Origin of the sequence: Chryseobacterium soli (assembly GCF_000737705.1) — a bacterium.
Classification (GTDB): Bacteria; Bacteroidota; Bacteroidia; order Flavobacteriales; family Weeksellaceae; genus Chryseobacterium; species Chryseobacterium soli.
This window is the reverse complement of the sequence record NZ_JPRH01000004.1, coordinates 378449-404854: the sequence shown is the minus strand read 5'-3', so window position 1 is coordinate 404854 and position 26406 is coordinate 378449. Positions and strand designations below refer to the sequence as shown.

23 protein-coding genes and 1 tRNA gene are annotated in these 26406 nt (G+C 35.7%); 15 read left to right on the top strand and 9 right to left on the bottom strand.

What is annotated here, in order from left to right:
• Window positions 1-32 precede the first annotated feature (32 nt).
• Window positions 33-105, top strand: a tRNA-Met gene (locus tag IW15_RS12185).
• A gap of 158 nt (window positions 106-263) precedes the next feature.
• Here IW15_RS12185 and IW15_RS12180 read toward each other — a convergent pair.
• From IW15_RS12180 to IW15_RS12170, 3 genes are all read right to left on the bottom strand, one after another.
• On the bottom strand, window positions 264-1085 hold the full coding sequence (locus IW15_RS12180; RefSeq protein ID WP_051881986.1) for a GLPGLI family protein: 822 nt from the start codon (window positions 1083-1085) through the stop codon (window positions 264-266).
• Between the two features lie 324 nt (window positions 1086-1409).
• Complete coding sequence (locus tag IW15_RS12175; protein ID WP_051881983.1) at window positions 1410-2456, bottom strand: serine hydrolase domain-containing protein; 1047 nt, start codon at window positions 2454-2456, stop codon at window positions 1410-1412.
• Between the two features lie 142 nt (window positions 2457-2598).
• Window positions 2599-3180, bottom strand: coding sequence for a hypothetical protein (locus IW15_RS12170; protein WP_034711566.1), 582 nt, complete (start codon window positions 3178-3180; stop codon window positions 2599-2601).
• A gap of 332 nt (window positions 3181-3512) precedes the next feature.
• Between IW15_RS12170 and IW15_RS12165 the strand changes: the two genes are divergently transcribed.
• From IW15_RS12165 to IW15_RS12145, 5 genes are all read left to right on the top strand, one after another.
• Entirely contained in the window at window positions 3513-3878 is a 366-nt protein-coding gene (locus tag IW15_RS12165) for a BlaI/MecI/CopY family transcriptional regulator (protein WP_034711565.1), read from the top strand.
• Window positions 3879-3880: 2 nt separating this feature from the next.
• Entirely contained in the window at window positions 3881-5809 is a 1929-nt protein-coding gene (locus tag IW15_RS12160; RefSeq protein WP_034711563.1) for a M56 family metallopeptidase, read from the top strand.
• 70 nt (window positions 5810-5879) lie between these two features.
• Window positions 5880-6782 (top strand): GLPGLI family protein, encoded by a 903-nt coding sequence (locus IW15_RS12155; RefSeq protein ID WP_034711562.1) that lies wholly within the window; start codon window positions 5880-5882, stop codon window positions 6780-6782.
• Between the two features lie 101 nt (window positions 6783-6883).
• The gene (locus tag IW15_RS12150) at window positions 6884-7450 is read left to right on the top strand and encodes a sugar O-acetyltransferase (RefSeq protein ID WP_034711560.1); all 567 of its coding nucleotides are present in this window, start codon (window positions 6884-6886) and stop codon (window positions 7448-7450) included.
• A 26-nt stretch (window positions 7451-7476) separates the two neighbouring features.
• Window positions 7477-8322 carry a GLPGLI family protein gene (locus IW15_RS12145; RefSeq protein WP_034711559.1) on the top strand — a complete coding sequence of 282 codons (846 nt, stop codon included), beginning with the start codon at window positions 7477-7479 and terminating at the stop codon, window positions 8320-8322.
• Window positions 8323-8379: 57 nt separating this feature from the next.
• Here the strand turns inward: IW15_RS12145 and fsa are convergent, their stop codons facing one another.
• Window positions 8380-9033 carry a fructose-6-phosphate aldolase gene (gene fsa / locus IW15_RS12140; RefSeq protein WP_034711558.1) on the bottom strand — a complete coding sequence of 218 codons (654 nt, stop codon included), beginning with the start codon at window positions 9031-9033 and terminating at the stop codon, window positions 8380-8382.
• A gap of 108 nt (window positions 9034-9141) precedes the next feature.
• Here fsa and IW15_RS12135 point away from each other — a divergent pair, with 108 nt between their 5' ends.
• On the top strand, window positions 9142-9633 hold the full coding sequence (locus IW15_RS12135) for a YdeI/OmpD-associated family protein (protein ID WP_034711557.1): 492 nt from the start codon (window positions 9142-9144) through the stop codon (window positions 9631-9633).
• 66 nt (window positions 9634-9699) lie between these two features.
• Here IW15_RS12135 and IW15_RS12130 read toward each other — a convergent pair whose 3' ends face one another.
• Window positions 9700-10263, bottom strand: a complete 564-nt coding sequence (locus tag IW15_RS12130) for a tetratricopeptide repeat protein (protein ID WP_034711556.1) — start codon at window positions 10261-10263, stop codon at window positions 9700-9702.
• A gap of 196 nt (window positions 10264-10459) precedes the next feature.
• Between IW15_RS12130 and pepE the strand changes: the two genes are divergently transcribed.
• Genes pepE through IW15_RS12115 form a run of 3 tightly spaced genes read left to right on the top strand, consistent with a single transcriptional unit; the run spans window position 10460 to window position 13746 of the window.
• Window positions 10460-11155 (top strand): dipeptidase PepE, encoded by a 696-nt coding sequence (gene pepE, locus IW15_RS12125; RefSeq protein ID WP_034711555.1) that lies wholly within the window; start codon window positions 10460-10462, stop codon window positions 11153-11155.
• A 41-nt stretch (window positions 11156-11196) separates the two neighbouring features.
• The gene (gene dacB / locus IW15_RS12120) at window positions 11197-12570 is read left to right on the top strand and encodes a D-alanyl-D-alanine carboxypeptidase/D-alanyl-D-alanine endopeptidase (RefSeq protein WP_034711554.1); all 1374 of its coding nucleotides are present in this window, start codon (window positions 11197-11199) and stop codon (window positions 12568-12570) included.
• A gap of 6 nt (window positions 12571-12576) precedes the next feature.
• A complete protein-coding gene (locus IW15_RS12115; RefSeq protein WP_034711553.1) occupies window positions 12577-13746 on the top strand; it encodes a sensor histidine kinase in 1170 nt (389 codons plus the stop codon).
• Window positions 13747-13810: 64 nt separating this feature from the next.
• Here IW15_RS12115 and IW15_RS12110 read toward each other — a convergent pair whose 3' ends face one another.
• From IW15_RS12110 to IW15_RS12095, 4 genes are all read right to left on the bottom strand, one after another.
• Entirely contained in the window at window positions 13811-15667 is a 1857-nt protein-coding gene (locus tag IW15_RS12110) for a M61 family metallopeptidase (protein WP_034711552.1), read from the bottom strand.
• Window positions 15668-15797: 130 nt separating this feature from the next.
• Entirely contained in the window at window positions 15798-17429 is a 1632-nt protein-coding gene (locus IW15_RS12105; RefSeq protein ID WP_034711551.1) for a M1 family metallopeptidase, read from the bottom strand.
• Window positions 17430-17652: 223 nt separating this feature from the next.
• On the bottom strand, window positions 17653-18480 hold the full coding sequence (tatC, locus tag IW15_RS12100) for a twin-arginine translocase subunit TatC (RefSeq protein ID WP_185097421.1): 828 nt from the start codon (window positions 18478-18480) through the stop codon (window positions 17653-17655).
• A 153-nt stretch (window positions 18481-18633) separates the two neighbouring features.
• Window positions 18634-19593 (bottom strand): KpsF/GutQ family sugar-phosphate isomerase, encoded by a 960-nt coding sequence (locus IW15_RS12095; RefSeq protein WP_034711550.1) that lies wholly within the window; start codon window positions 19591-19593, stop codon window positions 18634-18636.
• Between the two features lie 182 nt (window positions 19594-19775).
• Between IW15_RS12095 and recQ the strand changes: the two genes are divergently transcribed.
• From recQ to IW15_RS12070, 5 genes are all read left to right on the top strand, one after another.
• Complete coding sequence (gene recQ, locus IW15_RS12090) at window positions 19776-21980, top strand: DNA helicase RecQ (RefSeq protein WP_034711549.1); 2205 nt, start codon at window positions 19776-19778, stop codon at window positions 21978-21980.
• A 45-nt stretch (window positions 21981-22025) separates the two neighbouring features.
• Window positions 22026-23108 (top strand): glycosyltransferase, encoded by a 1083-nt coding sequence (locus IW15_RS12085; RefSeq protein WP_034711548.1) that lies wholly within the window; start codon window positions 22026-22028, stop codon window positions 23106-23108.
• A 206-nt stretch (window positions 23109-23314) separates the two neighbouring features.
• A complete protein-coding gene (locus IW15_RS12080; RefSeq protein ID WP_034711547.1) occupies window positions 23315-23665 on the top strand; it encodes a hypothetical protein in 351 nt (116 codons plus the stop codon).
• Between the two features lie 124 nt (window positions 23666-23789).
• Complete coding sequence (gene lpdA / locus IW15_RS12075; protein ID WP_034711546.1) at window positions 23790-25193, top strand: dihydrolipoyl dehydrogenase; 1404 nt, start codon at window positions 23790-23792, stop codon at window positions 25191-25193.
• Between the two features lie 107 nt (window positions 25194-25300).
• On the top strand, window positions 25301-26155 hold the full coding sequence (locus IW15_RS12070) for a DUF4476 domain-containing protein (protein ID WP_034711915.1): 855 nt from the start codon (window positions 25301-25303) through the stop codon (window positions 26153-26155).
• Window positions 26156-26406: the final 251 nt, after the last annotated feature.

Genomic DNA, 26406 nt, shown 5'->3' with positions numbered 1-26406 from the left:
TAGTGCTTTCGGTAAGCACTCTAAAGATACACCGCGGGATGGAGCAGTAGGTAGCTCGTCGGGCTCATAACCCGAAGGTCATCGGTTCGAGTCCGGTTCCCGCTACTAAGTTAAGTAAGACTGTCGGTATAGCAATTTGTTATACCGATTTTTTTATGCCGTTTTTTAAAATCAATGACATTGATTAATTTTTGAAGGAACATAAAGGGGATAAGGTAATTGGAAAAAGTTCGAGAACAGATATTAAAAATACAAGATGGTTTTTACTCGGATGACTTCAGCTCAATAGGATTATTAGATTTCCTAAATTTATCTATGATAGCCTGATCTACATTACTGGTATTATTGGATAAATTCATCATATTCCCATCGTTTAAGCCTACGGTAACCGTTTTGTTAGTTACGTTGGTAAATGCAACATCGGTTTTATGGTTAATATTTTTTTTCGCTAATTCATCAAATTGTGTTTGAGTCATGAGCCTTACTTTTTTAGGCACCTCTAAAAAAGGATCTTTTATATGAATAACCTGAACTAAATCAAATGTATGACTTTCTTCTTTATCGCTAACTCTTATTATTAAACCAGGCAGACCAATAAATTTATAAGGGCCATCATTGATAGGAATGTCTTTTGTAAACCATGCATACCATTCTCTACCCTTGTATTTTGTATAAGCCTTTTGACATTTGAACGTATTGATTACAGAAAACTCATCTATTAAATTCCATTTTGGTAATTCTTTTTCCTCTATCAGAATATCAAGATTAAATTTTTTTGAATAGAAGTTTATTTTAGGAATACTATAATCTTTAAATATGGTATAGCTTACATTTTGATTATAATTTTTGTATTGAGTTAATTCATTTAGGTTTTTTGAAGTAGCGTACACTGAATCCATTTTATGCTTAGAATCATTAAAAAAAAGAGATTTCTTTCCATCAGTATCTAAATTCATGTAATCAGTAATCACAGAATCCATTTTTTCTTTTTGCGGTTTAAATTTGTATTCGTAAGTAAATCTATAATTCTGCGCAAAAATTAATAAAGGGAAAATTGAAATAAATAATGTAATATGAAATTTCATTTTTTAATGATTATTAATTAAAATTGAAAACTCTCTGTAACTGGAGACAATGGTACAAATATTTTTCTAATTATAAGTATGGAAATTTATAATCCTTAAAAATGTGTAATGAGTAGTGAAATATGGTTTTTATAAACAATTTTACGTCTATTGTCATTCCGACGAAGGAGGAATCTCGTTCATGATTAGATTCTTCATTTCACTTTGTTACATTCAGAATGACAGCAGAAATGAGTAGGCAATAAAGTCTAATGCAAAACTTATGTGCCAACCTGAAATATTAATATTTGCCGCATTTTATATATTGAAATTGAATGATTGCAATCAATGAGTTGGCCTTTCAATTTCCTTAAACGGTTTTCCTGCAAGTATCGACTGTATTGAGTTGCTTATTTCCTCTACATTATTCTGTTTATTATTGGTCACTAAAATAATGGTGTAATCAGGCGTGCTCACAAGTAATGCTTGATAATTAAAAGCAGCTCCGTCGTGAATATGCCTGATAACTTTCCCCTGTTGAATCGCTCCTTCCCCAAGACCTGTTTGGTTTCCCTGGGAAAAAGGCTTGAACAGCTCTAGTGTTGATTCAGTATTAATGATTTTGAATGAATTAATGGCTTCAGACCACGTATAAAAATCTCTTATATTTAATGCGGTCCAGCCGGAAATATTATAGACGATCGGATCCTGTTTTCCTTTATTATTATATGATTTTGCAAAGAGTTTTTCTTTTTCATCAGGATCTATGAGTGCGTTTTTTATTCCGAGAGGTTCGAGTATTTTTTGTGCTACAAAAGAATTAAAAGACATGTTGGTAATCTTTTCTATAATCCTTCTCTGTAGGAATACATTATTGTTGTTGTAATCATACCTTGTCCCCGGTTCAAAATCAAGAGATTCTGTTTTTTGTAAAGCCTGCATATTGTCAGAATCCTGCTTCACTTCATTCCATTTGATTTGAGGAAGTCCGCTTGTATATTGAAGTAAGTGGATGATTTTAATAGTTTTGGCCCAGGTAGGAAGCTCCGGCAGGAATTTAGAAACGGGATCATCAAGTTTTAATTTCCCCTGTTCCTTAAGAATCATAATTCCAACGGCATTAAATTCTTTAGCAATAGAACCAATATGAAATCGATATGTATTGTTTAAAGATATAGTGCCGCTTGCATCCGCACGTCCTAAGGCTTTCTCGTACAGTATTTTTCCATGTTGAGCAACCAGAACATTTCCGTTAAAAGCTTTGGATTGTTGGGCTTGCTGAAATAGATGATCCAGATTCTTTCTTTTCTGAGTGTTTTGGCTATAAGAGTGGATATACGTTATGAATAAAGCGGCAAAAAATAAAATTTTATTTTTATTGAAAATGAACATGGGATTGATTTCGGTAAATATAAAAAGATTAAATGTATGATCTTATGTTTATCTTATTAATTCAAACAGATGGAAACTGTTATTATTTCGGAAAAAAATAAATCATATAAAAAAAAATCCCGCTTCAAAGCGGGATCATATATTATTGAGCCATTTCAGCGTAAGGTCTCAGCTTATAATCGTCAGCTAAAGTCTGTCCCAAAAATTCTTTCTTCTGGTTTCCTTTCATTCTGCCGGCAGCATCATTGCCATTAAAATAAGCCTCACTTAGCTTAGTAGCTAATTCAGCGGGTTTAAAATCAAATTTCGTATCGCCTTCAACTCCTAAATATCCGTTCTTTCTGGTAAGGTTGGTGATGTAGTTGTTGTAGTTGATTAAGGTATTTCGAAGATATAGCGTATGGTATTCCATGCACTTTTTAGCTTTTTTGGAAGAATTGTTAAGGATACAGTTGTTCATATTGATTCTGTATAAACGCCATTCAGATTCTAAAATCCCATACTCTTTTCCTAAAGCCTTTTTTCCGTTGGTAAGGATATTATTGTCGCCTTCTTTTGTTGCAATAGCCTGAAGGTGTTGGATCACCAAAGGAACCGTATTTTCAATTTTAGTTTTGGTTTCTTTTACCGAGCTGAAATCTGCTGCAGGAGAACCTTTCTTTTGGGCAGTCGTAACGTTAAAAATAAGTAGTAATAGTACAATCAGTAAATTATATCTTTTCATGAGAAATTTTTAAAGCACTAAAATAAATATATTTTCTCAGTTTAAACATATTCATTTTAATTTTATTTAATAAAAATTAACAAGTTTTAAGAATTTAAAGTCTAATCATGTATTTCTCTGTCGATTATTGAGGTGATAAATTCAGTATGTTGATAATTTAATATATTTTAATTAAATTTATTAGGCTGATTATCAGTAACTTAATTTGATTTATTTTCTATCACTAAAAAAATAGTTGTTTGAATCATTTTTATTTCTACATTTGTATAACTAATTTATTAGTGATATGGAATTGAGTGACAATTTTACATCACAATTAAAATGAAAATGATATGAAAATTCAGACTTTAACCAAAGCAGAAGAGCAGGTGATGCAGTATTTATGGAAACTGGAAAAAGGATTTCTAAAAGACGTTCTTGATCTTTTCCCTGAGCCTAAACCTCATACCAACACCGTTTCTACTATTTTGAAAGTATTGAAGGATAAAGAATTCGTAGACTATAATGTCTATGGAAGACAGCACGAATATTTTCCACTGGTTTCAAAAGAACAGTATTCAGGAAAAACGATGAAAAGCCTGGTGAAAAATTATTTTAAAGGATCTTATAAAAGTGCGGTTTCTTTTTTAGTCGAAAAAAATGAAATGACCGTTGAAGATCTTGAAATGCTATTAAACGAACTCAAAAATAAAGACTAGCTATGGAAGCAGCACTTTTTTACTTTGGAAAAGTAATATTATGTTCCGGTGTAATGTTTTTGTATTACCAGTTGTCTTTAAAAGACAAGACATTTCATCATTATAACAGATTTTATCTGCTGTCGGCAATGCTGATACCGTTGCTGCTGCCACTCATTCATGTTGATGATTTTACGATAGAGGTAAATAATGAGGTGTATATGCTGATTGATAAATTGCAAAATTTTAACACAACTCAAAACATAAGCAATGACCACACTTATTTTAGAATTATTTTTTCAGCTTTGGGATTGGTTTCTCTCTATTTTATAGGAAAATTAACCTACGGAATCTTCAGAATCCGCCAGCTTAAGAGCCAATTTCAAAAAGAAAGTTTTGATGGGATCAATTTTTACCAGACCAACTTAACTGAAGCGCCGTTTTCATATTTTAAAAACCTTTTCTGGAAGAATTCAATTGTATTGAACTCGGATATAGGAAAGCAGATCTTACAGCACGAAATGGTCCATATTGAACAGAAACACTCCTTCGATAAGATCTTTATTGAAATTGTTACCGCTGTTTTCTGGTTCAATCCTTTCTTTCATATCATCAAAAAAGAAATTAATTTAATCCACGAATATCTGGCTGATAAAAAAGCCGTTAAACAATCGGACACCAAAGCATTTGCGCAGATGCTTTTAGCAAGTCACTTTTCCGGAACAAAGTTGCCTGCCACCAGTCCGTTTCTAAGTTCAAATCTAAAAAAACGACTCAAAATGTTACAAAAACCTAAAACCAAATTCGGGTATGCGCGAAGAATTTTTGCATTGCCGGTTTTATTTTCAATAGCTTTTGCCTACATGGTCAATGCGAAAAATAAAGAGATTAAAGACACGAATACAGCCATTAAAGAAGCGGTTTCAAAGATTAAAAGAGACACATTGAAACCTGGATCAATCGATAATGCTATACAGCCTGCAACAGGTGAGAAATCAAACAGCCAGGAAAAAATTGCAGACCTTGGAAAGAAAATTGAGGAAAAAAGCAATGCTTTAAAAAAATTAAACCCTGACAGTGAAGAATTTAAAAAAAATGTAGACGAAATAGGAACTTTGTCTGCAGAGATCGGAAAGATTGCCAGTTCCAATGATTTCAGGATGATATACAAAGGAGAGGCAATGGATATGAAGAAAATGAATGATTTTTTCAAATCCGATGAATGGAAGGATAATATGAATGAGCTTAAAGATTTAAACATTGAGATCCCGGAAATCCCAGAAATCCCGGAATTTAATATAGAATTTCCGGAAAACCCTCCGGCACCACCTAAAGCTCCCAACGCACCAAAAGCTCCAAAGATCAGAATATATAAAACAAAGGATTACTCGTATCAAAACTGGAGCCCTGAAACTGAAAAAGAAGCACGGAAAGAAGCAGAAAAAGCTATCAAAAGAAGTGAAATTGCAAGATTGGAAGGAGTAAATGCCAGAATAGCAGCAGAACAAGCAAGAATAGCGGGAGCTAGAGGCAAAATTGAAGCTGAAAAAGCAAGAAAAGAAGGTGAAATAGCACGGATTGCAGGCGAGCAGGCGAGAATAGCAGGTCAACAGGCAAGAAAAGAAGCAAGAATAATAATGAGAGATACTAAAGCAAATAGTGTTTACGTCTATAACAGCTCTATAAAAGCACCATCCGGAAAAGATCAAAACACGATGTTCATGCACGCAGATTTTATAAAAAAAGATGGCAATGGGAATATTACCATGAATGGCGTTAAGAATTTTAAATTTAACGGCGATGATGATACTAAAATTTATGTGGATGGCAAACAAGTGACCAAAGACGAACTGAATGCCTTAAATATGAATAATGTTTCCAGTATTAATATCAATAAACAGGAAGATGGGAATTCCAAAAAAGGAGAAATCAGAATCCAGACTAAAAAATAAAGAAATAGTAAGCTTTGTGAATTTCTATTGACAAAGCTTATTTTTTCCATAAATCACATGAAATAAAACTATGAAAAAAAATATTTTACTTTTTTTACTGTTGAGCGTAGTTGCCCATGCACAGACTAACAGATTTTTCTATGAATACAAATACATCCCGGATTCCAACAACAAAGAGGATGTGAAAAAAGAAATAATGTTTCTGGATATCAATAAAAATGGTTCCAGCTATTACAGTCATGACAAATTTGTTTCTGATTCTATCGGAAAAGCGGATCTGGAAAGACAGTTAAAATCAGGAAGCGGCAACCTGAATGTAAATAAAAGAGAAAAGCCGGGGCAGGTTTCCTACAAAGTGACGAAAGACTATCCGGATTTTAAAACCTATCTTTTCAAAAGTATTTCTACTGATCAGTACAAAGTGAAGGAAGATAAAAAACCGGAATGGAAAATTCTTCCGGATAAACAGAAAATCGGCGAATACAATGCTCAAAAAGCTACAACGAGCTATGGCGGCAGAGAATGGACGGCATGGTTTGCTTCAGATATTCCTTTTCAGGACGGACCGTATAAGTTTTATGGACTTCCCGGCCTGATCGTGAAAATTGAAGATGCTACAGGCTCACACATCATGACACTGGTAGGAAATAAAACCATTCAGTCTCCGGTAATGACAGATCAGGAAACTCAGCTTCCCGAAGGAATAAGAATAATAGGTTTTGGAGGAAAAGAAATTGAAGTCACGAAAGATCAGTTTAAAAAAGCCTGGAAAGCCTATGTAAACGATCCTACCAAGAACATAAGAGAAATGATGATGAGAAATACAGACACTTCAAAAGTTACTTTTAAAGTAAAAACTGCAGACGGAAAAGAAATGTCAGATCCCAATCAGGTTTTCAGAGAGATGGAAAAGCGTACCAAAGAATCTTTAGCTAAGAATAATAATCCGATAGAACCGGACTTGGTAAATTAAATTACATTACATAATTTTTTAATAGAGAGCAGGATGGTTATTAATGACCATCCTGTTTTTCTTTTTATTGTCTTAATTTTAGAGCTTTAATCCTAAATAGTATGACAGAAAAAGAAAAATGTGCTGCAGGACTTTTATATGATGCCAATTATGACAAAGAGCTGCTGAATGAACGTATAGCCTGTAAAGATCTTTGCGGAGAATATAATCAGCTTAAAAATTCGGATAGTCAAAACAGAAATACACTGCTTAAAAAGATCATCGGAAAGACAGAAGAAAACATCTGTATAGAACCTTCCTTCTGGTGCGACTACGGCTATAATATCGAGGTTGGAGAAAATTTTTATGCCAACCATAATCTTGTGATTTTAGACTGTGCAACTGTAAAATTTGGTGATAACGTTTTTATCGGTCCCAACTGCAGTTTTTATACCGCCGGACATCCGCTGGATGCAAAACAGAGAAACGAAGGTTTGGAATATGCCCGTCCAATCACGGTAGGAGACAACGTTTGGCTCGGTGGCAACGTAGTGGTACTGCCCGGCGTTTCTATCGGAAGTAATACCGTCATAGGGGCAGGAAGTATTGTTACTAAAGATATACCGGATGGAGTAGTAGCCATCGGAAATCCCTGTAAAGTAGTAAAGGATATTGCAGAAGAAAATTAAAAAATATATTTTAGTAAAAAAAACGAATGAAGAAAATGATAATAGTTTTTGCCGCAATTTTGAGTATGGGCAGCTATGCACAAAATCAGCGTTTTGTTTATGAATATAAATTTGTAAAAGATTCTACAGCCAGAGACGAGACAAAATCTGAACTGATGTTTTTAGATACTGCTCCTAAAGGATCAAAATTTTACAGCCATGAAAAGTATGTTTCTGATTCCCTGCGTGAAGAAAGAATAAAAATTGGAGGCCGCAATTTCAGCGGAATCAATTTTGATTTTGTTCCGTTTGTCATTGAAAAGTCGTATCCGGATTATAATACAGTTTTTTATGGAAGTCTGGATATGGATCAGTATAAAGTCTCGGACGGTAGAGTACAAAACTGGAAAATAGTATCTGATAAAGCAAAAATAGGTGATATCGAAGTGCAAAAAGCAACCTTGGATTTTTCAGGAAGAAAATGGATCGCCTGGTTTGCTCCGGATATTCCTATTCAGGATGGACCTTACAAATTCCATGGACTTCCGGGCCTAATTATAAAAATCGAAGATCAGACACAATCTCACAGTTTTACATTAAAAGAAACCAAAAAACTGTCCAAGAATAAGGAGTGGCAAAGTGAAAGTGAAAAAAAGAATTCTAAGCAGTTCATTAATGTAACCCCTGAAAAGTATAAAAAACAGTTTCTGGAGAGCCGGAATGATCCTGCCAAAGGGCTTAAGGAAATGGCTTCGGGGAGTAATAAGATAATGCTGGTGAATGAAAGCGGAAAACCGCTGGATATTAGTGAGGTCATAAGAGAGCGGGAGAAAAATGCCAAAGCAGCCAATGCCAAAGACAATAATATTCTGGAGCTGGATTTATTACAATAAACGAAAATCCCGAAACAAAAGTTTCGGGATTTTTATATCTGAAATGACAGTAAGTTATTATGCTAATTTCTGAGAATCTGCAATAAACTGAGCCAATCCGCTGTCTGTTAAAGGATGCTTTAATAAACTCAAGATCGGAGGAAGCGGTGAAGTGATTACATCAGCACCGATTTTTGCACAGTCAATGATATGCATAGAATGACGGATAGAAGCCGCCAGGATTTCTGTTTCATACATATAATTGTCGAACACTAATCTGATCTCCTCGATCAGGTGAAGTCCGTCTGTAGAGATATCATCTAATCTTCCCAAGAATGGAGACACATACGTAGCACCTGCTTTAGCTGCTAAAAGAGCCTGTCCTACAGAGAAAATTAATGTACAGTTCGTTCTGATTCCCTTATCAGAAAAATATTTTAACGCTTTAATACCGTCTTTGATCATTGGGATCTTTACCACAATATTAGGATGGATCGCAGCCAGTTCATCACCTTCTTTGATCATTTCTTCGTACGTCGTAGAAAGTACTTCAGCAGAAATATCTCCGTCTACGATTTCACAAATTGCTTTATAATGGTTTTTGATCGCCTCAGCTCCCTGAATACCTTCTTTTGCCATTAATGAAGGATTAGTGGTTACCCCATCTAAAATTCCAAGATCCTTTGCTTCTTTAATTTGCTCTAAATTGGCTGTGTCAATAAAAAATTTCATTTGTTTTACAGATTTATTTTTACAAAGATAAACATTCCTTTTTTGAGTGAGAAATTTTTAATTTTGTTTATCACGTATTTCAAATGTAAAAGTTAACTAGGAAATTCAATGGAAAATCACTTTACAACTCAGCTCGAGATCATCGGGATCAATCCTTTTGTATTCATTCCTGAGGATATTTTAGGTAAAGTTTTTGAAGCTTCGAAGAAAAATAAAAGCCCGATTCCGGTAAAAGGAACTGTAAATGGTAAAGAATTTAAGCAAAACCTAATGAAATACTTAGGCGAATGGCGATTGTACATCAATACAACCATGTTAAATAATTCTCCCAAAAGAATAGGCGAACTTATCGAAGTTTCTGTTGAATTTGATGATTCGGACAGAACAATTTCTATCCATCCTCAATTAGATAAAGCGATCAGAGAAAATCCCGTTACCTTACAGAATTTTGAAAACCTTATTCCCTCAAGAAAGCTGGAACTCATCCGTTATATCAACAATTTAAAAACAGAAGAAGGGATCCAGAGGAACATTGAAAAAATCATCAGACATCTGCAGGGAGAAACAGACTTTTTCGGTAAAAGGATTAATCAAAAATAAATATTTTAAGATCATTTAATATTATAAAAAATAAAATCCGGAAAATTTTCCGGATTTTATTTTTAACTATGAATTTAAAGCTTTACTCAGTTTCACAGCATCCTGGTTGGTAGGATCATACTGTATCGACTTAGCAATGTGCTCTTTGGCTTTAGCAGGATCGCTTTGCTGCTCTGCAAACGCGATATAGAAGTAAGCGTAGGCCAGATTTTTCTTATTCTGTTCCACTTCTTCCGGTTTTACGGTAGCAATATATTTCTCATAAGCCATTTTTGCATTCACATCATCTTTAGCAGATTGATATGCATACGCCTGGCTGTAATATGATGGAGCCCAATCAGGTAACAATACGGAGATTTTTTTCCATGTAGCTACTGCATTTGTCCAATCAGAAGCCTCCTGATAAGCGTTAGCCAGTTTTGCTAATGATTCCGTATCTTTTGGATTGGCTTCAATTTGTTTTTTAAGTCCTTCAATAGTAGGATTAGTTGCTGTTTGAGCTGCCTGAGTGGTAGCGGCTGTACTATTTGCGGTATCTGTCTGAGTTGTTTGTGCCTGTATGAAAGTTGCACTTCCTACAAGGAATAAACCTAAAAACAGAGTCTTGATATTAATTTTAGTCATTTTCATAATCTTACTTTTTTAAAATTTCTAAGTACTAAAATTCAATAATAATTCCAGAAAAGCATAAATTTTAGAAGCTTTAAGGTTTTTTAGAAAATATTAACGGGTATAGGTTTTTTTTTAGCTTAATTTTTGATTCATTCGCGTTTAAGTTATCTTTGTCATTCAACTATTTTTTTAATAATTAATATAATTTCCCGGTATGAATATCATATTAGCCTCAACTTCCACACTTTTTGGTGGAGCCTATTTAGAATATTTAAAAGAAGAATTAATCAAGTTGTATGAAGGTGTTGATGAAATTATTTTCATTCCTTTTGCAAGACCCGGCGGTATTTCTCATGACGAGTATACAGCCAAAGCACGTTCTTTTTTTGAAACCATCCATATTAAAATAAGAGGACTTCACGAATTTGAAAATAAATCCGAAGCTTTAGATCAGGCCAAGGGCTATTTTACAGGCGGTGGGAATACGTTCTTACTCGTTAAAACGCTGCATGAAGAAGGTTTAATGCAAGCCTTGAAACAGAATGTGGAAGTTGGAAAACCATATCTGGGATGCAGTGCAGGAAGTAATATCGGAGGTCAGAATATGAAAACAACGAATGATATGCCGATTGTTTATCCGCCAAGTTTTGACTGCATGGGATTGGTTCCTTTTAATCTTAATCCTCATTATTTAGATCCTAATCCTGAATTAAAGCATAATGGAGAAACAAGAGAAACCAGAATTTTGGAATTCTTAACCCAGAATGATCTTAAAGTAGTTGGGCTTCGGGAAGGGAACTGGATCAGAAGAAAAGGCGATGCCATTACCGTGGAAGGAAGTGAGCTGACCAGAATCTTCGAAAAAGGAAAAGAACCTTATGAAATAGAGTCGGGAAGTGAATTGTACTAACTAAAGCCTTATTTTAATTATATTTGATAAACAACAATGCAATGAAAAAAACGATTGCTGTTCTTACGCTTTCAGCACAGCTGTTTTATGCTCAGAATATCACCCAAAAACTGGATAAAGTGACCAAGGATCTCATGGATTCTTCGTCGGCTGTAGCCTCCGGTTTATCTTTTTATGTTTCCGATGAAAATGGAAATGTAATGTATGACTACCAGGGAAATAAAGGTCTTTCCACAGCATCTACACAGAAAATATTTACGGCAGGAGCGGCATTGGAGGCGTTGGGAAAAAATTATACCTATACCACAACTTCAGGGTATTCCGGAACGATTTCCGGAGGTACTTTAAACGGAAACCTTTTCGTTTCTTCCAATGGAGACCCTACATTGGGCAGCTGGCGGTATGAAGGATACAAACCCGAAAATTTTAAAAATAAATTAATAGAAGCCGTTAAAAAATCGGGGATTGCAAAAATTTCAGGTGATCTGATCATTGATGATTCTTATTTTGACCATCAGACGACTCCGGGAGGATGGCCTTGGGATGATCTCGGAAATTATTATGGCGCAGGAGTTTGGGGAATTAACTGGAGAGAGAATCAGTTTGACATCAACATTAATGGAACGGATTTTAAAAGTTTTTCCTATCCTCTGGAAGGTGTAAAGTGGCTGAACGACTTAAAAACAGGCGGAAGTTCAGACCAAAGCTTGATTTTTACGGCGCCTCATTCCGATGTTGCGGTAATCAATGGAACGCTGCCGGCCGGAAAAACGGTTACGGTTTCAGGTTCTACACCCAATCCGCCTTTACAGCTTGGCGTAGAAGTGAAACAATGGTTGAAAGAATCGGGAATTGAATTTTCGGGGAAAGTAATCACCAATTCTCAGCTTGAAATCGATGGAAAACAGCCCTTAATGGCCCCTAAAAATAATATGATCCTTACCTACCAGTCGCCGACGTTAGATAAAATCGTGTACTGGTTTCTAAGAAAGAGCATCAATTTTTATGGAGAAACGCTCATTAAAACTTTAGGAAAAGAAAAAAGAGGAAATTCGAACTTTAAAAGCGGTGTGGCTTATCTTAAAGAATTCTGGAAGTCAAAAGGAATTAATGCGAATATGATTAATTTTGCAGACGGAAGCGGACTTTCCCCGCAGAATTACGTTGCTGCAAAAGCAGAAGTTCAGGCGTTGCTGTACGCGAAAAAACAACCCTGGTTCGAATCCTATTATGACGGTTTTCCCACTCAGGATAACGGCATGAAAATGAAGAGCGGAACCATGCGTGATACCAAATCATTTGCAGGGTATCATACTGCAAAAGACGGTAAGAAATATGTTTTTTCAATCATCATTAATAACTATCAGGGAAGCGGAGGTGCGGAACTGCAGAAAATCCTGAATGTTTTAAAATAAAATTGAATGAAAAATCGTCCGTTCTTAGCGAGAATCAATAATTGGTTTGTTTTTATATTACTGACGGTCATTGTGATTGCCTTAATTATTTCTTCAAATATTCTCATTACAAACTTAAGAGAAAAAGAAGCAGAAAGAATAAAAGTTTTTGCAACGGCCATTAAAATACTGCAGGATAATCAACAGAAAAGTTCAGAAACTCAGGAATTATTGTTCGCTATTTTAACTGAAAACGATCAGATTCCTTCGATTCTTACCGACGAAAATAAAAAACCGTTCATATTTGATGGAAGCTCCCGGAATATTGAGCAGGAAATCCTTAAAAATCCTAGTGAACTGCGAAAGCTTATTAGAAAGATGGAGAACAATTATGAGCCATTTGAAATTGAGGTAGCCAATGGTGATAAACAACTTGTGTTTTATGATAACTCAGCATTGCTTAATAATTTAAGGTATTATCCTTATTTCTTAGGATTATTCATACTTTCCTATTTGATTTTTATATTCTGGTTTTTAAGGACCATTAAAAAGACGGACGAAGGTTACCTTTGGGCAGGTTTAGCCAAAGAAACCGCCCATCAGATTGGGACACCACTGTCTTCAATGATCGGCTGGATGGAAATTATGAAATTAGATAATCCGGAGTCTGAAGGCGTACAGGAAATTGAAAAAGATATTGAAAGATTAAGAACAATCTCTGAACGATTCTCAAAAATTGGTTCCGTTCCTGAACTGAATGACATGAATTTTAACCAGACCATTCAGGAGAATTACAGTTATTTGAAAACGCGTATCTCGAAGAAAATCAATTTCACGTTGCAGCTTCCCAATTATACACTTTTGGTCCCTCATAATAAAATTCTTATGAGCTGGGTGATTGAAAATCTGGTTAAGAATGCGGTAGATGCCATGAGGGGAGAAGGATCACTTCAAATGTCAGTTTTTGAGAGAAATAAAAACATTTTGATTGAAGTGAAAGATACCGGAAGCGGAATGACCAAGCAACAGGTCAGAAATGCTTTTAAGCCTGGTTATTCTACCAAAAAACGAGGTTGGGGGCTTGGCCTTTCATTAGCAAGAAGGGTCATTCACGAATACCATAACGGAGATATTAAAATCTCTCATACCGAAGTAGGAAAGGGAACTACGTTTAGAATTACGATCAGAAAAGTATAAGGAAAAAAGGAGATTTATCATTAAAAATAAAAAAACAAAAAGCGGGAATTTTTTCCCGCTTTTATTATTTCTTTCCAGTTAACCATTGATCTTGCAGTTTTTGTTCTGCCGGGCTAGGATTTGCTTTAAACTGTAGGTTTTCTATAGTCAGTTTATCCAGGATTGCTTTTCCTTTCAGGGATAATTTTTCGGTCTTATCACCATTCTTTCTCAGAATAGTTACCGTAACGTTCTGACCGTCTTTAATCGTTTTAGAATAACTGATAAAATCCTGTACATTTTTGATATCGACGGTTTTACCATCTAATGCCAGAATTTCATCTGTAATTTTAAATCCTATACTTTTTGAAAATGATGATAACGCTGAGTTTTCATCAAAGATAAAAGTTTTGTTCTTTTCGTTATATCCTGTCTGATTCGGATCCTTGATAAACCAGAAAAGAGGCGGAACTTCCTGCTTCTTCACTTCTACCCCTACCATATTCAGGTATTCGGCATATGGAGTCGGCTGGCTTCCTGCAATATATTTGGTATAGAAATCCTTGATTTGAGGATATCCGGTTACCGTTACCAGTTCATCAATAAGCTTATCATCTTTAAAAGGCTTGTTTTCTCCAAATCTCTGAGACAGTTTTCGGATCATATCGCGGTAGCCCATTTCTCCGTTGGAGAGTTTTCTGAGTTCAATATCCAGACACATGGCAAGGAGGGTTCCTTTTTCATACACATTTCTGTACTGATCTTTATAAGGCTCCTGCAATACATTTTTACTCATCACCGTAAACGGCATCGTATCATCGTAATTTTTAGAATTGGTAATTTTTTCACCGATTCTCTGTAAAAATTCATCCTTATTGATCAGACCTTCCTGAATCTGGAATAAATTCGCAAAATATTCCGTTCCGCCTTCATACATCCAAAGGTGCTGCGACATTTTAGGATCTGCATAATCAAAATAATGGATCTCTTCAGAATGCGTTTTCAAAGGATTTACCGTATGGAAAAACTCATGGGACACCACATCCGTAATCGTTTTATCGATGGCATCTTTCGGCATCATTTCAGGAAGAACCACACTGGTAGATTCATGATGCTCCAAAGCTCCGAATCCTTTGATCTGCGGTCCGTCTGTTCCTGCTAGATAAAGCATGATTGCATATTTCTTATTGGTATTCATATCACCCAGGAATTTCTTTTGGGCAACCACCATTTTCTCTAAGTTATCCTTAAAATCTGCCGCTTTATATTTCCCTGTCGGAGAATACACGCCTAGTACAAGGTCCATTCCGCCTGCATTAAAGGTAATATAATCCGGTTTGGTATACATCAGAGGAGAATCCGTTACCTTAGCGTAATTGGCTAAAGTATACGTATCGGTAGATTCAGATTTGTCCTGATCAACCAAAGCAGTGGTTCCATAGAAATCGGTAGGTTTTTGAATCACCAGCTGATAAGGGACATCCTGCATATTATCGATATATCCGATAAAACCATGGGTATTGATCAGATATACTTTACCCTGCTCAATATCAGTTCCGGAAGGGGAGAATACCGCTTTATGCTTTGAAGTATCCATCTCATCATCGAAACTGTCATTAACCAGATACGTGATTTTACTTAAGTTCTGGGCATTTTTAAGTGAATACGTATTGTCATTCACTTTCGTAAAAGCCAGTTCTCTTCCTTTATTATCAAAAAATTTGATGCCTTCTATAAACCTTCCGTAATCATCCAGAGAATACGTACCGGGAACCGTTTTAGGAAAATGAAACTTAACGTCACCGGATTTCATTTTCGGAAATTCCATGGTAACAGCCACTTTATCGTCCTTTACATTCACCAGATCGATATTGGTTTTAACAGATTGGGCAGTGGCCAGAAAAGAGGCGGCCATACCTAAGCTAAGTGCAATTTTTTTCATTGAGTCTGAATTATAGTTAAGTAGTTGTTTTAAATTTCAATTCGTTACGAATTACAGTATTAAACTTTTCTTAATTTTTAATAAAAGCTAAAAAATTAGCCTTGCATATGGAATTATTCTCCTTGTATGATCATTGTACAGAAGTATAATTGATGTAATAATTGGGATTAAACTGAATTGGTGTTCCTTTTTTCAGGGATACGGTCTGCCAGCTTTCCGTAGGATTAATGGTTTGTTCACCATCAATTCTGATAGGAAGTTTAAAATTCTCAACCACATTCGTATAACGGAATTTTAAAATATTTCCGTTTTGAGAATATTCCAAAGTCGGAATTTTGATGGTTCTCAGATATTGGTTAAATACACTCGAGAAATCAATTCCTGATTTGGATGAAATATAATTTTCAATCTGTTCTGTGGTTACTGTCTGGTGGTAGAATTCTTTGCTGAGCCCCCTTAAGATCTGTCTGAATTTTTCATCATTGTTAATCACCTGTCTGATTGTGTGAATCATGCTGGCTCCTTTCGGATACATATCACCGCTGCCTTCATTTTTTACACCATATTTTCCGATGATAGGAATATCATTATCAATTTTTTTACGAAGTCCTACTGCATACATTTCCGAAGACTTCTTATCCATATATTTTTCCGTGAAAAGCACTTCAGAATACATCGTAAAACTCTCATGGATCCACATGTCAGCCTGATCTTTGGCCGTAATATTGTTCGCGAACCATTCATGCCCGCTTTCGTGGACAATAATATAATCCCAGTTCAGTCCGACTCCCGTTCCGGAAAGATCTCTTCCGCGGTAGCCGTTCTGATATCCATTTCCGTAAGCTATACTGCTTTGGTGCTCCATTCCCAGATAAGGAGATTCTACAATCTTATAAGAATCTTCATAAAAAGGATAAGGTCCAAACCAATATTCAAAGGCCGAAAGCATCGGTTTCACCTGTTCGAATTGCTTTTTGGCTTTATCCAAATTATAATCCAGTACCCAGTAATCTAAGTCCAGTTTTCCTTTTTCTCCGTTAAAAGTATCTTTGAAATTCACATATTTACCGATATTCGGGATAATAGAATAAAGGTTTATCGGGTTTTTAACCTCCCAGGTAAAAATATTTTTCCCGCCTTCCGTTTTTTTATTGATTAATCTTCCGTTTCCAACCCCTACAAGATCCTGTGGAGTAATAATTTTCATTACGACGCCATTGTCAGGTTCATCACTCCAGATATCTTTTGTAGGAAGCCAGACAGATGCACCGCCTGCTTCATCTGCAGCGCTGATCCACGGATTTCCGTTATGATCTTTGGTAAAGACCCAGCCATCGTCCCACGGAGCATTTTCAGCGATTCTTGGGTTCCCGGAATACGTTACGTCGATAGTGAATTTTTCTCCTTTCTTAAATTTTTTCTTGGTGGTGATGAAAATGAAATCCCCGTCCTGTTTGTAGGAGGCAATCGCAAAGCTGGCTTCTACTTTATCTGCTTTCATAGGCTGCTTCAGATCAATCTGGAATACCGGATTGGTAACATCTTTTATAATTTCAAAGCTGATCCTGTTACTTCCCTTAATACTTTTTGAATCAAAATCAGGCTCTACAGAAAGTTCATATTTTTTTACATCCCAAAAGTTTCGGAATGACGTGTTAGAACCCTTTAAAGTATCTTGTTTGGTGAAGTTTTTGGGCTGCTCTAAGACTTGTCCGAAAACAAGTCCTGATGCAAATAAAAGAGTGTATGACAGCTTTTTCATTTATAAATTAAATTAATCTACCCAAAAGTAGAAAATTTAATGCCAATTGACGTAAAAAATAAATAAGTTTACGGTAATTCCATGAAAGGGAATCGTTTGAAAATACTGATGGTAAGATATGCTAAAGGCTCCCATATTTTATAAAATCTTAAAATATAGGAGCCTTTAAAAATGTTATGATAAAAGGTAATTTTCTCTTGGAATTTACCTGTATAATAATGGTTTATTCCTGTACTGCCGGAAGATTTCCTTCTCTTTTCTGAACCTTTTTGTACGTATAAGCACACATAATGATACTGAATTCATATAACAGTAGCAGCGGCAGTGCAGCCATAATCATACTTAAAACATCTGCAGGAGTAATAATTGCTGCCACCACCATAATAAGAACAATGGCATGTCTGCGGTACGTCCTCATGAATTTAGGATTCAGAATCCCGATACTGGTAAGGAAATAAATAAGAATCGGAAAAAGAAAAACAATACCCATTCCCAATACTACCTGTAGAAATAACGTCGTGTAATCACTTAAATCATATAAAGGGATAATAATGTCAGAAATCTTAAAAATAACCCCAAAATTCACGGCGAAAGGAAGGATTAAAAAATAACCGCATAAAACACCTGTCATAAACAGAATCCATACGGAATTGATGATGAAAATTGAATTTTTTCTTTCTCTGGGATGCAAAGCCGGACCGATAAAACGCCATAATTCCCAGACTATATAAGGAAATGCGGCTACGATTCCCCCAAAAATGGAAACCGCCATCATGACATTAAACTGCTGGTAAAGTCTTTGCACACGTACAGGGAATTCCTTAGGGAGATGAATGCTGTCTTCTCCCAAAATCATTCTGGAAAAATGATTCACAATCTCAAAAGTTGGAAAATCATTTCTCGTAGGACCGAAAAAAATATGGTCCATGATCCAGTTAATATTAAAACCAACAATAAAAGCAGCAATTATGATTGCGATCATTGAGCGGACAAGATGGCCTCTTAATTCTCCAATATGTCCAAGAAAGGACATTTCTTTACCTTCACTCACAGAATAATTTTTTAAGATTTCAAATTTATGAAAAATGTTTGAGTAAAGTGGGAAGTTTCATAAGAGAAGATGGAAGTTTAAAAATTAAAAACTTTTCTTCTGGTCTTATGATGAAGATGTTTGAATTTCAACTTTCATTTTCCGGCTTCCTGCCTAGTTTATTCCTTCATCAAGGAGCTTGTGAAGATCAATGATTCCAAAGTATTTTCCGTTTTCTGTAACGATAAGCTGCCCGATGTTATTCTCTTTTAAAATCTTCATGGCTTCTTTTGCCAGCATATCTTTTTCTACGGTCTTCGGATTGGCAGACATAATATCTTTAGCCGATATTGTGGTAATATCACTGCCATTCATCAGCATTCTTCGTAAATCGCCGTCAGTAATGACTCCAATAATTTTTTCCTGATCGGTTACCACTGTAATTCCATGGCTTGAAGCACTGATTGAAATGATCACATCTCTAACCGGTGCATCTTCAGTCACCTGAGGTTTTTGCGGAGAAACGAACTGATCTACTTTTGAGATTAAATTTTTACCCAAACTTCCCCCCGGATGGAATTTCGCAAAATCATTGGCTTTAAAATCATTCAATTCCATTAAAGCAATCGCCAGAGCATCTCCTAAAACCATTTGCAGAGTAGTGGAGCTGGTAGGTGCCAGTTTGTTGGGGCAGGCTTCCATATCTACATGCGTATTCAAAATGACTTCCGAGAATTCGGCAAGCTTACTGCTCTTATTTCCTGTCATTCCGATTAATGCGGAAGAATAGCTCTTTAAATAAGGAACAAGCGTTGCAATTTCAGGAGAATTTCCGGAGTGGGAAATACAAAGAACAACATCCTGTTTCTGGATAACCCCCAAATCACCATGAATAGCTTCCGAAGCATGAAGAAACTGTGAAGGCGTACCGGTAGAATTTAAAGTGGCAACAATTTTATTTCCGACATGGGCAGATTTACCAATTCCTACAACGATTAATTTCCCTTCGGCGGAATGGATGATCTCTACTGCTTTTGCAAAATCGTCATCAATTCTGTTTTTTAATTTTTCAAGTTCAGAAATCTCTATTTCCAACGTACTTTTGGCTATTGAAATAATATGGGCTCTTTCCATTTTTATTTTGATGGGGTCTACAAATTTTATTTTATGAGTTATACAAAAAATCCACTAAAAAACGTTATATTTAAAAAAGAATATTTAATATAAATTTTATTTTTTATAAATTCGTTCGCTTTTATTTTAAGTGAATTTTTTATAACTTTGGGATAGATGCAAATTTAGCAATAGAAAATTAGATGAGCGCAAAAAAAGCCAATTTATCAGGCGAATTGAAAAAGTATTTCGGGTTTTCTACTTTTAAAGGCCAGCAAGAACTAATCATAGAAAACCTGTTAGAAGGGAAGGATATTTTTGTTCTGATGCCGACGGGAGGAGGTAAGTCATTATGTTACCAGCTTCCGGCTCTTATATCAGAAGGTACGGCAATAGTAGTTTCGCCCTTAATAGCGTTAATGAAGAATCAGGTAGATGCGGTAAACGGGCTTTCGTCCGAAGATGGGGTAGCCCATGTTTTAAACTCTTCATTAAATAAAACGCAGACCAAGCAGGTCTTCGACGACATTAAAAGCGGGAAGACCAAACTCTTATATGTAGCTCCGGAATCTTTAATTAAAGAAGATTATCTGGATTTCCTGAAAGATGTTAAAATTTCTTTCTTTGCTATCGATGAGGCACACTGTATTTCAGAATGGGGACATGATTTCAGACCTGAGTACAGGAATTTGAAATTTATTATAGACAAAATAGCTGATGTTCCGGTTATAGCACTAACGGCTACCGCTACGCCTAAAGTTCAGGATGATATCCAGAAAACATTGGGAATGGCGAATGCATTGGTGTTTAAAGAGAGCTTCAACCGTCCGAATCTGTACTATGAAGTACGCCCGAAAGTGAATGTAGATAAGGAAATCGTTAGGTTTATCAATCAGCATAAAGGAAAATCAGGAATTGTTTACTGTCTGAGCCGCAGGAAAGTTGAGGAATTTGCCCAGCTTCTGCAGGTAAATGGAGTGAATGCACTTCCTTATCATGCCGGACTTGATCAAAAAGTAAGAGTAGCGAATCAGGATAAATTCCTGATGGAAGAAGCTGACGTGATCGTAGCGACAATTGCATTCGGGATGGGAATTGACAAACCGGATGTGAGATTTGTAATCCACTACGATTTTCCAAAATCACTGGAAAGTTATTACCAGGAGACGGGAAGAGCGGGGAGAGATGGCGGTGAAGGCCATTGTCTGGCATTCTATGATCCAAAAGATATAGAAAAGCTGGAAAAATTTCTGGCACAAAAACCTGTTTCTGAAAGAGAGATCGGTCTGCAGCTTCTGAATGAAGTTGTGGGCTATGCTGAAACCTGCATGAGCAGAAGACAGTATATCTTGTATTATTTTGGTGAAAATTTTGATCCGGTAACCGGAGATGGGGCCAATATGTGTGATAATGCATCCAATCCTCCTACCCTAAAAGATGCTTCTAAAGATCTTAAAAAGGTATTGGAACTAATCAGAGATACAGGTGAGAAATTCAAATCTAAAGATTTAATTTCTGTGATTGTAGGGAAAGAAAATGCAGTAACCAAATCCTATAAGATGGAAAAAGAATCTTATTTTGGCTTTGGAAAACACGAAAAAGACAATTATTGGAAAACAATTTTAAGACAGGCTACCGTTCAGAATTTCCTGGTGAAGGATATTGAAACTTATGGCGTCTTAAAAATTTCTGAAAAAGGACAACAGGCTTTACAAGATAAAAAAGCTCCAACCTTTTTAATTGCTGAAGACAGGGAATTTGATTTAAGCCAGACTAAGGCTGACAGTGATCAGATTCAGATGCAGGCGAGTGGCGGTTTAGATCAAAATTTATTTGGTATGTTAAAAGATTTGAGAAAAAAAGTAGCCAAGAAATACGGAATTCCACCTTATACGGTATTTATGGATCCCAGTTTGGAGGACATGACGGTTCAGTATCCGATTACAGTGGAAGAAATTGCAAAAATCTATGGGGTAGGTGAAGGTAAAGCGAAAAAATATGGTAAAGAATTCGCAGACTTCATTAAAACCTATGTAGAAGACAACAATATCGAACGTACCCAGGATATGGTGCTGAAACAGGTGGCTAATAAATCCAGCCATAAAGTATTCATCATTCAGAGTACGGATAAAAAAATTGATCTTGAAGATATAGCAAGAGCTAAAAATCTTTCCATGAATGATTTGTTGAAAGAAATGGAACGGATTGTATATCAGGGGACCAAACTGAATATCGATTATTATATTGAAGATAATTTCGATGAAGATATCGTAGACGGTTTCATGGAGTTTATGAACGACTCTGAAAGCGATAGTATGAAAATCCTGCTTGATGAATTTGGAGATGAACTTTCTGATGAAGAAGTGAGAATGTTGAGAATTAAATTCATTAGTGATGTTGCTAATTAAAAAAATATTAACCTTACCTGATTGTGGGTAAGGTTTTTTCCTAAGATGAAAAAGATTTCTGTTATGTTTATTCTGCCGGATTTAGAAACCGGAGGTGCAGAAAGAATTATTACTACCATTGCGAACCATCTTTCCCGGGATCGGTTTGAACCTAAGATTTTGCTTCTTCGCAAACGCGGCGGCTATCTTAGCCTTCTTAAAAAAGATGTGGAGATTATTGATATTAATACAGAAAGGATCAGACATTCTCTGAAGCCGATATTATCCGAGATCTACCGCAGAAAACCGGATATTGTGTTTTCAGGATACGGAGAAGTAAATGCCTATTTATCATTATTTATCAAACTTTTTCCAAGGACAAAATTCATTGCCCGGGAAACCAATGTTGTTACGCAGCATGTAACCAGAAAGGAAATAAAATTCTTCTATAATTTTTATAATAACTATCAGAGAATCATTGCACAGAGTGATGACATGTTGAAAGATCTTACCAAGAATTTTAACATCAAATCGGATAAGATTATTAAAATAAACAATCCGGTAGACTTTGAGTTTATTGATCACAAATTATTAACTTCCAAAAAGCCTGAGAGTTTTAAATATAACTACAAAAATGTAGTGGCCATCGGGAACTTATCCTCCAGAAAAGGTTTTGATAACCTGCTGAAGGTGTTTTCAAGGCTTAAAAATGAAAATATATTACTGCATATCCTGGGCGATGGCCAGGACCGGGAGATTCTGCACCAGATGAAAGAATTTTTGGGACTTAAAAATGTATTTTTTCACGGCAGACAGGATAATCCCTATGAGTTTCTGAAATATGCAGACCTCTTTATTCTTTCCTCAAGATATGAAGGTTTTCCGAATGTCCTGTTGGAAGCAGGAGCCTGCGGGACCTATTCACTGGCCAATAACTGTCCGGGAGGAATCAATGAAATCATCCAGTCCCGTGTCAACGGTGAAGTATCCGACATTGAAAATCATGAAGATTTTTCTCAGCATATCATGAGAATTCTGCATCAGAGCTATGATAAAGACGCTATTAAAAACTCGATAAGATCAAGATTTGCAAAAGATATTATTTTAGACAAATACGAGAAAGTATTGCTGGATTTGATGAACAAATAAAATAACTGTTTTTTATTTCTTCTTTTCGTTGCTTTTACCAATTAATGATACTCATGTTTTTAATAATTAATGTAATCCGTTGAATCTGCGAGAGCATCCGAGTTTCAAAAATTATAAACCTATTTTGATTCGGAAATAGACACAGATTCTTATATTTCATTATCTTTGAAGTCCATTAATTTTATTAAAAAATCAATCTTCAATACATGAAAAAGATCCCGAAATTAGGATGTATCTGCGAAAAACCACCTATGAATCACAATGATTATAGAAGCTCCGAAGTAGGAATAGACCATACCAACGGAAGATATGGAGAGGTAAGTATTCAGCAGTGCAAACTTTGCCAGAGAATATGGGTTCATTATCTTGTGGAATTTGAACATTATTCCTATTCAGGAAGATGGTACAAAGGGATTGTTGCCAAAAAAGATCTTTCAGGAATTACTCCTGAAAATGCAGTAGCTTATCTGGAAAGCCTTGAGTGGTATCTGTATGGCGGTTCCTTTTTTGGAAATACTGTTGAATTCGGTCAGGGGAAAGTGAATGTAGATTCATAAAATATTGGATTACATTAAAACTTTCGATGGTAAAAATTGATAAAACTCACTTTGGTTCTTGCTAATTTATATGTAAATTTGTAAGAATTAAGTAAGATAATAATAAACAAATTCATAAAATAACATGAGTCAATTCGATGTTACCGTAATAGGTTCTGGTCCTGGTGGTTATGTTGCTGCAATTCGTGCTGCGCAATTAGGCTTCAAAACAGCAATTATTGAAAAATATCCAACGTTGGGGGGAACTTGTCTTAATGTAGGATGTATTCCTTCAAAAGCACTTCTGGACAGCTCTGAGCACTTCGAAAATGCAAAACACAATTTTGCAGGTCACGGAATCATTATCAATGAGCCGCAGGCAGATATTGCAAGAATGGTGGAGCGTAAAAACGAAGTGGTAGATCAGACAACCAAAGGGATTAACTTTCTGATGGACAAAAACAAGATTACTGTTTTTGAAGGAGTTGGAAGTTTCGAATCTGCAACTCAGATCAAAGTAACGAAAAAAGATGGTTCTTCTGAAACCATCGAATCAAAATATACGATCATTGCAACAGGTTCCAAGCCGTCTTCACTTCCATTTATCACTTTAGATAAAGAAAGAGTGATCACTTCTACCGAAGCATTAAACCTTAAAGAAATCCCTAAACATTTAGTAGTTATCGGAGGTGGTGTTATAGGTCTTGAATTAGGTTCTGTTTATTTAAGATTAGGGGCTCAGGTAACGGTTGTTGAGTTTATGGACAAGATCATTCCTGGAATGGACGGTGCATTAAGCAAAGAATTGACGAAAGTACTGAAAAAGCAGGGAATGAAGTTCATGCTTTCTACGGCGGTTTCTGCGGTTGAAAGAAAAGGAGATTCTGTAAAAGTTACTGCTAAAGATAAAAAAGGAGAAGAAGTAGTTGTAGAAGGAGATTACTGTTTAGTTTCTGTAGGAAGAAAACCTTACACAGACGGTCTTGGTCTTGAAAAAGCAGGCGTTGAACTGGATGAAAGAGGAAGAGTGAAAACAAATGACCACTTACAGACTAATGTTGCTAACATTTATGCTATCGGTGACGTGATTAAAGGCGCAATGCTTGCTCACAAAGCTGAAGAAGAAGGAGTATTGGTAGCAGAACAATTGGCTGGTCAGAAACCACATATCAACTATAACTTAATTCCTGGAGTTGTTTATACCTGGCCTGAAGTTGCTGGAGTAGGTAAAACCGAAGAGCAGTTGAAAGAAGAAGGAGTAACTTACAAAGTAGGTTCTTTCCCGATGAGAGCATTAGGAAGAAGCCGTGCAAGCGGGGATGTTGACGGTTTGGTTAAGATCATTGCGGATGAAAAAACAGATGAGGTATTAGGAATGCACATCATTGGAGCAAGAGCTGCCGATTTAATCGCAGAAGGCGTTATCGCGATGGAATTCCGTGCAAGTGCTGAAGATATTGCAAGAAGTTCTCATGCTCACCCAACGTATGCAGAAGCTATTAAAGAAGCTGCATTGGATGCGACAGGTAAGAGATCGATCCATATGTAATCAGTATTGAATACTAAAAATTCAAGAAATATAGATAAAGAGAAACCAATTGCTGGTTTCTCTTTTTTTTTGGCATAGAAATGGAGATTGACGTAATAAATGTAACCATGAAGAATATTTTTATGAGTTTACTGCTTTTGGCAGGAATAAATTCATTTGCCCAGGAAGCAGGAAAAGCAGGTGAACTTTTGAAAAATGAAGTTTCCACCATCGAAAAGCAAACTTCCGGAAATACAGAGAGAAGAAACAATAATTCTGATTTTTCCAGATCTGATAAAGGTAATCCTCAAAGCAACACGAAGAAAAATCCAAATTATCAGTGGAATCAGAATTACGGATATGCAGAAGTTTTTGTAAGAATTCCGGAACAGGGATTTTTTACCGTTGAGGTTGATGATCAGGCTATTTCAAATGCCTCCGGGAAATACCGGTTTTTTGATTTGCAGGCAGGTAAAATTCCGATTTCAGTTTATGATAACGGATATCTGATTTATAAAACTACCCTTAGACTCAGAAACAATAACAGAATGGTATTGGATTTCTTTACTGATAAAGGATTATACCTGTTAGATTCTTATCCTGTGCAAAATCAGTCCTATGGTTTTAATGACTGGAATGATATCTGGAATAATCCGTACGGCAATCAGCCGGGAAATGGATATCCATCCGGAAATGTAATGGATAATACCACCTTCATGCAGTTTTTCCAGATGTTGCAGAAAAATGAAAAGTTTGATGACGGAAAAATTATGATGATCAGACAGCAAACCAACACTACTTCATTTACATCCCAACAGATAAGAGACCTGGTGAAATCTTTGAGTTTTGATAAAAACAGACTGATGATGGCCAAACTATTATACCGTCAATGTGCAGATAAAAACAAATACTTTCTGGTGTATGACGCTTTTGATTTCGATGGCAGCAAGCGTGAACTCATGGAGTTTATAACTCAATCGTAAACTTTAACAAGAAAAAAGGATTATTTAAACTATCATACACCCCAATTCATTAGAGTTGGGGTTATTTATTATAATATTTTTATTGAAATGTTAAAAAACATCGGCAGCATATATTTTGATAAAAACACAATATTTTTCGATTTGTGTTGAAAATTTTACATATATATAACGAAAATATTAGTTCATTTTACAGTGAAATCTGTTTCTCTATGAGATATATCACAAAAAAATTTTCATTTCTTATTTTTATT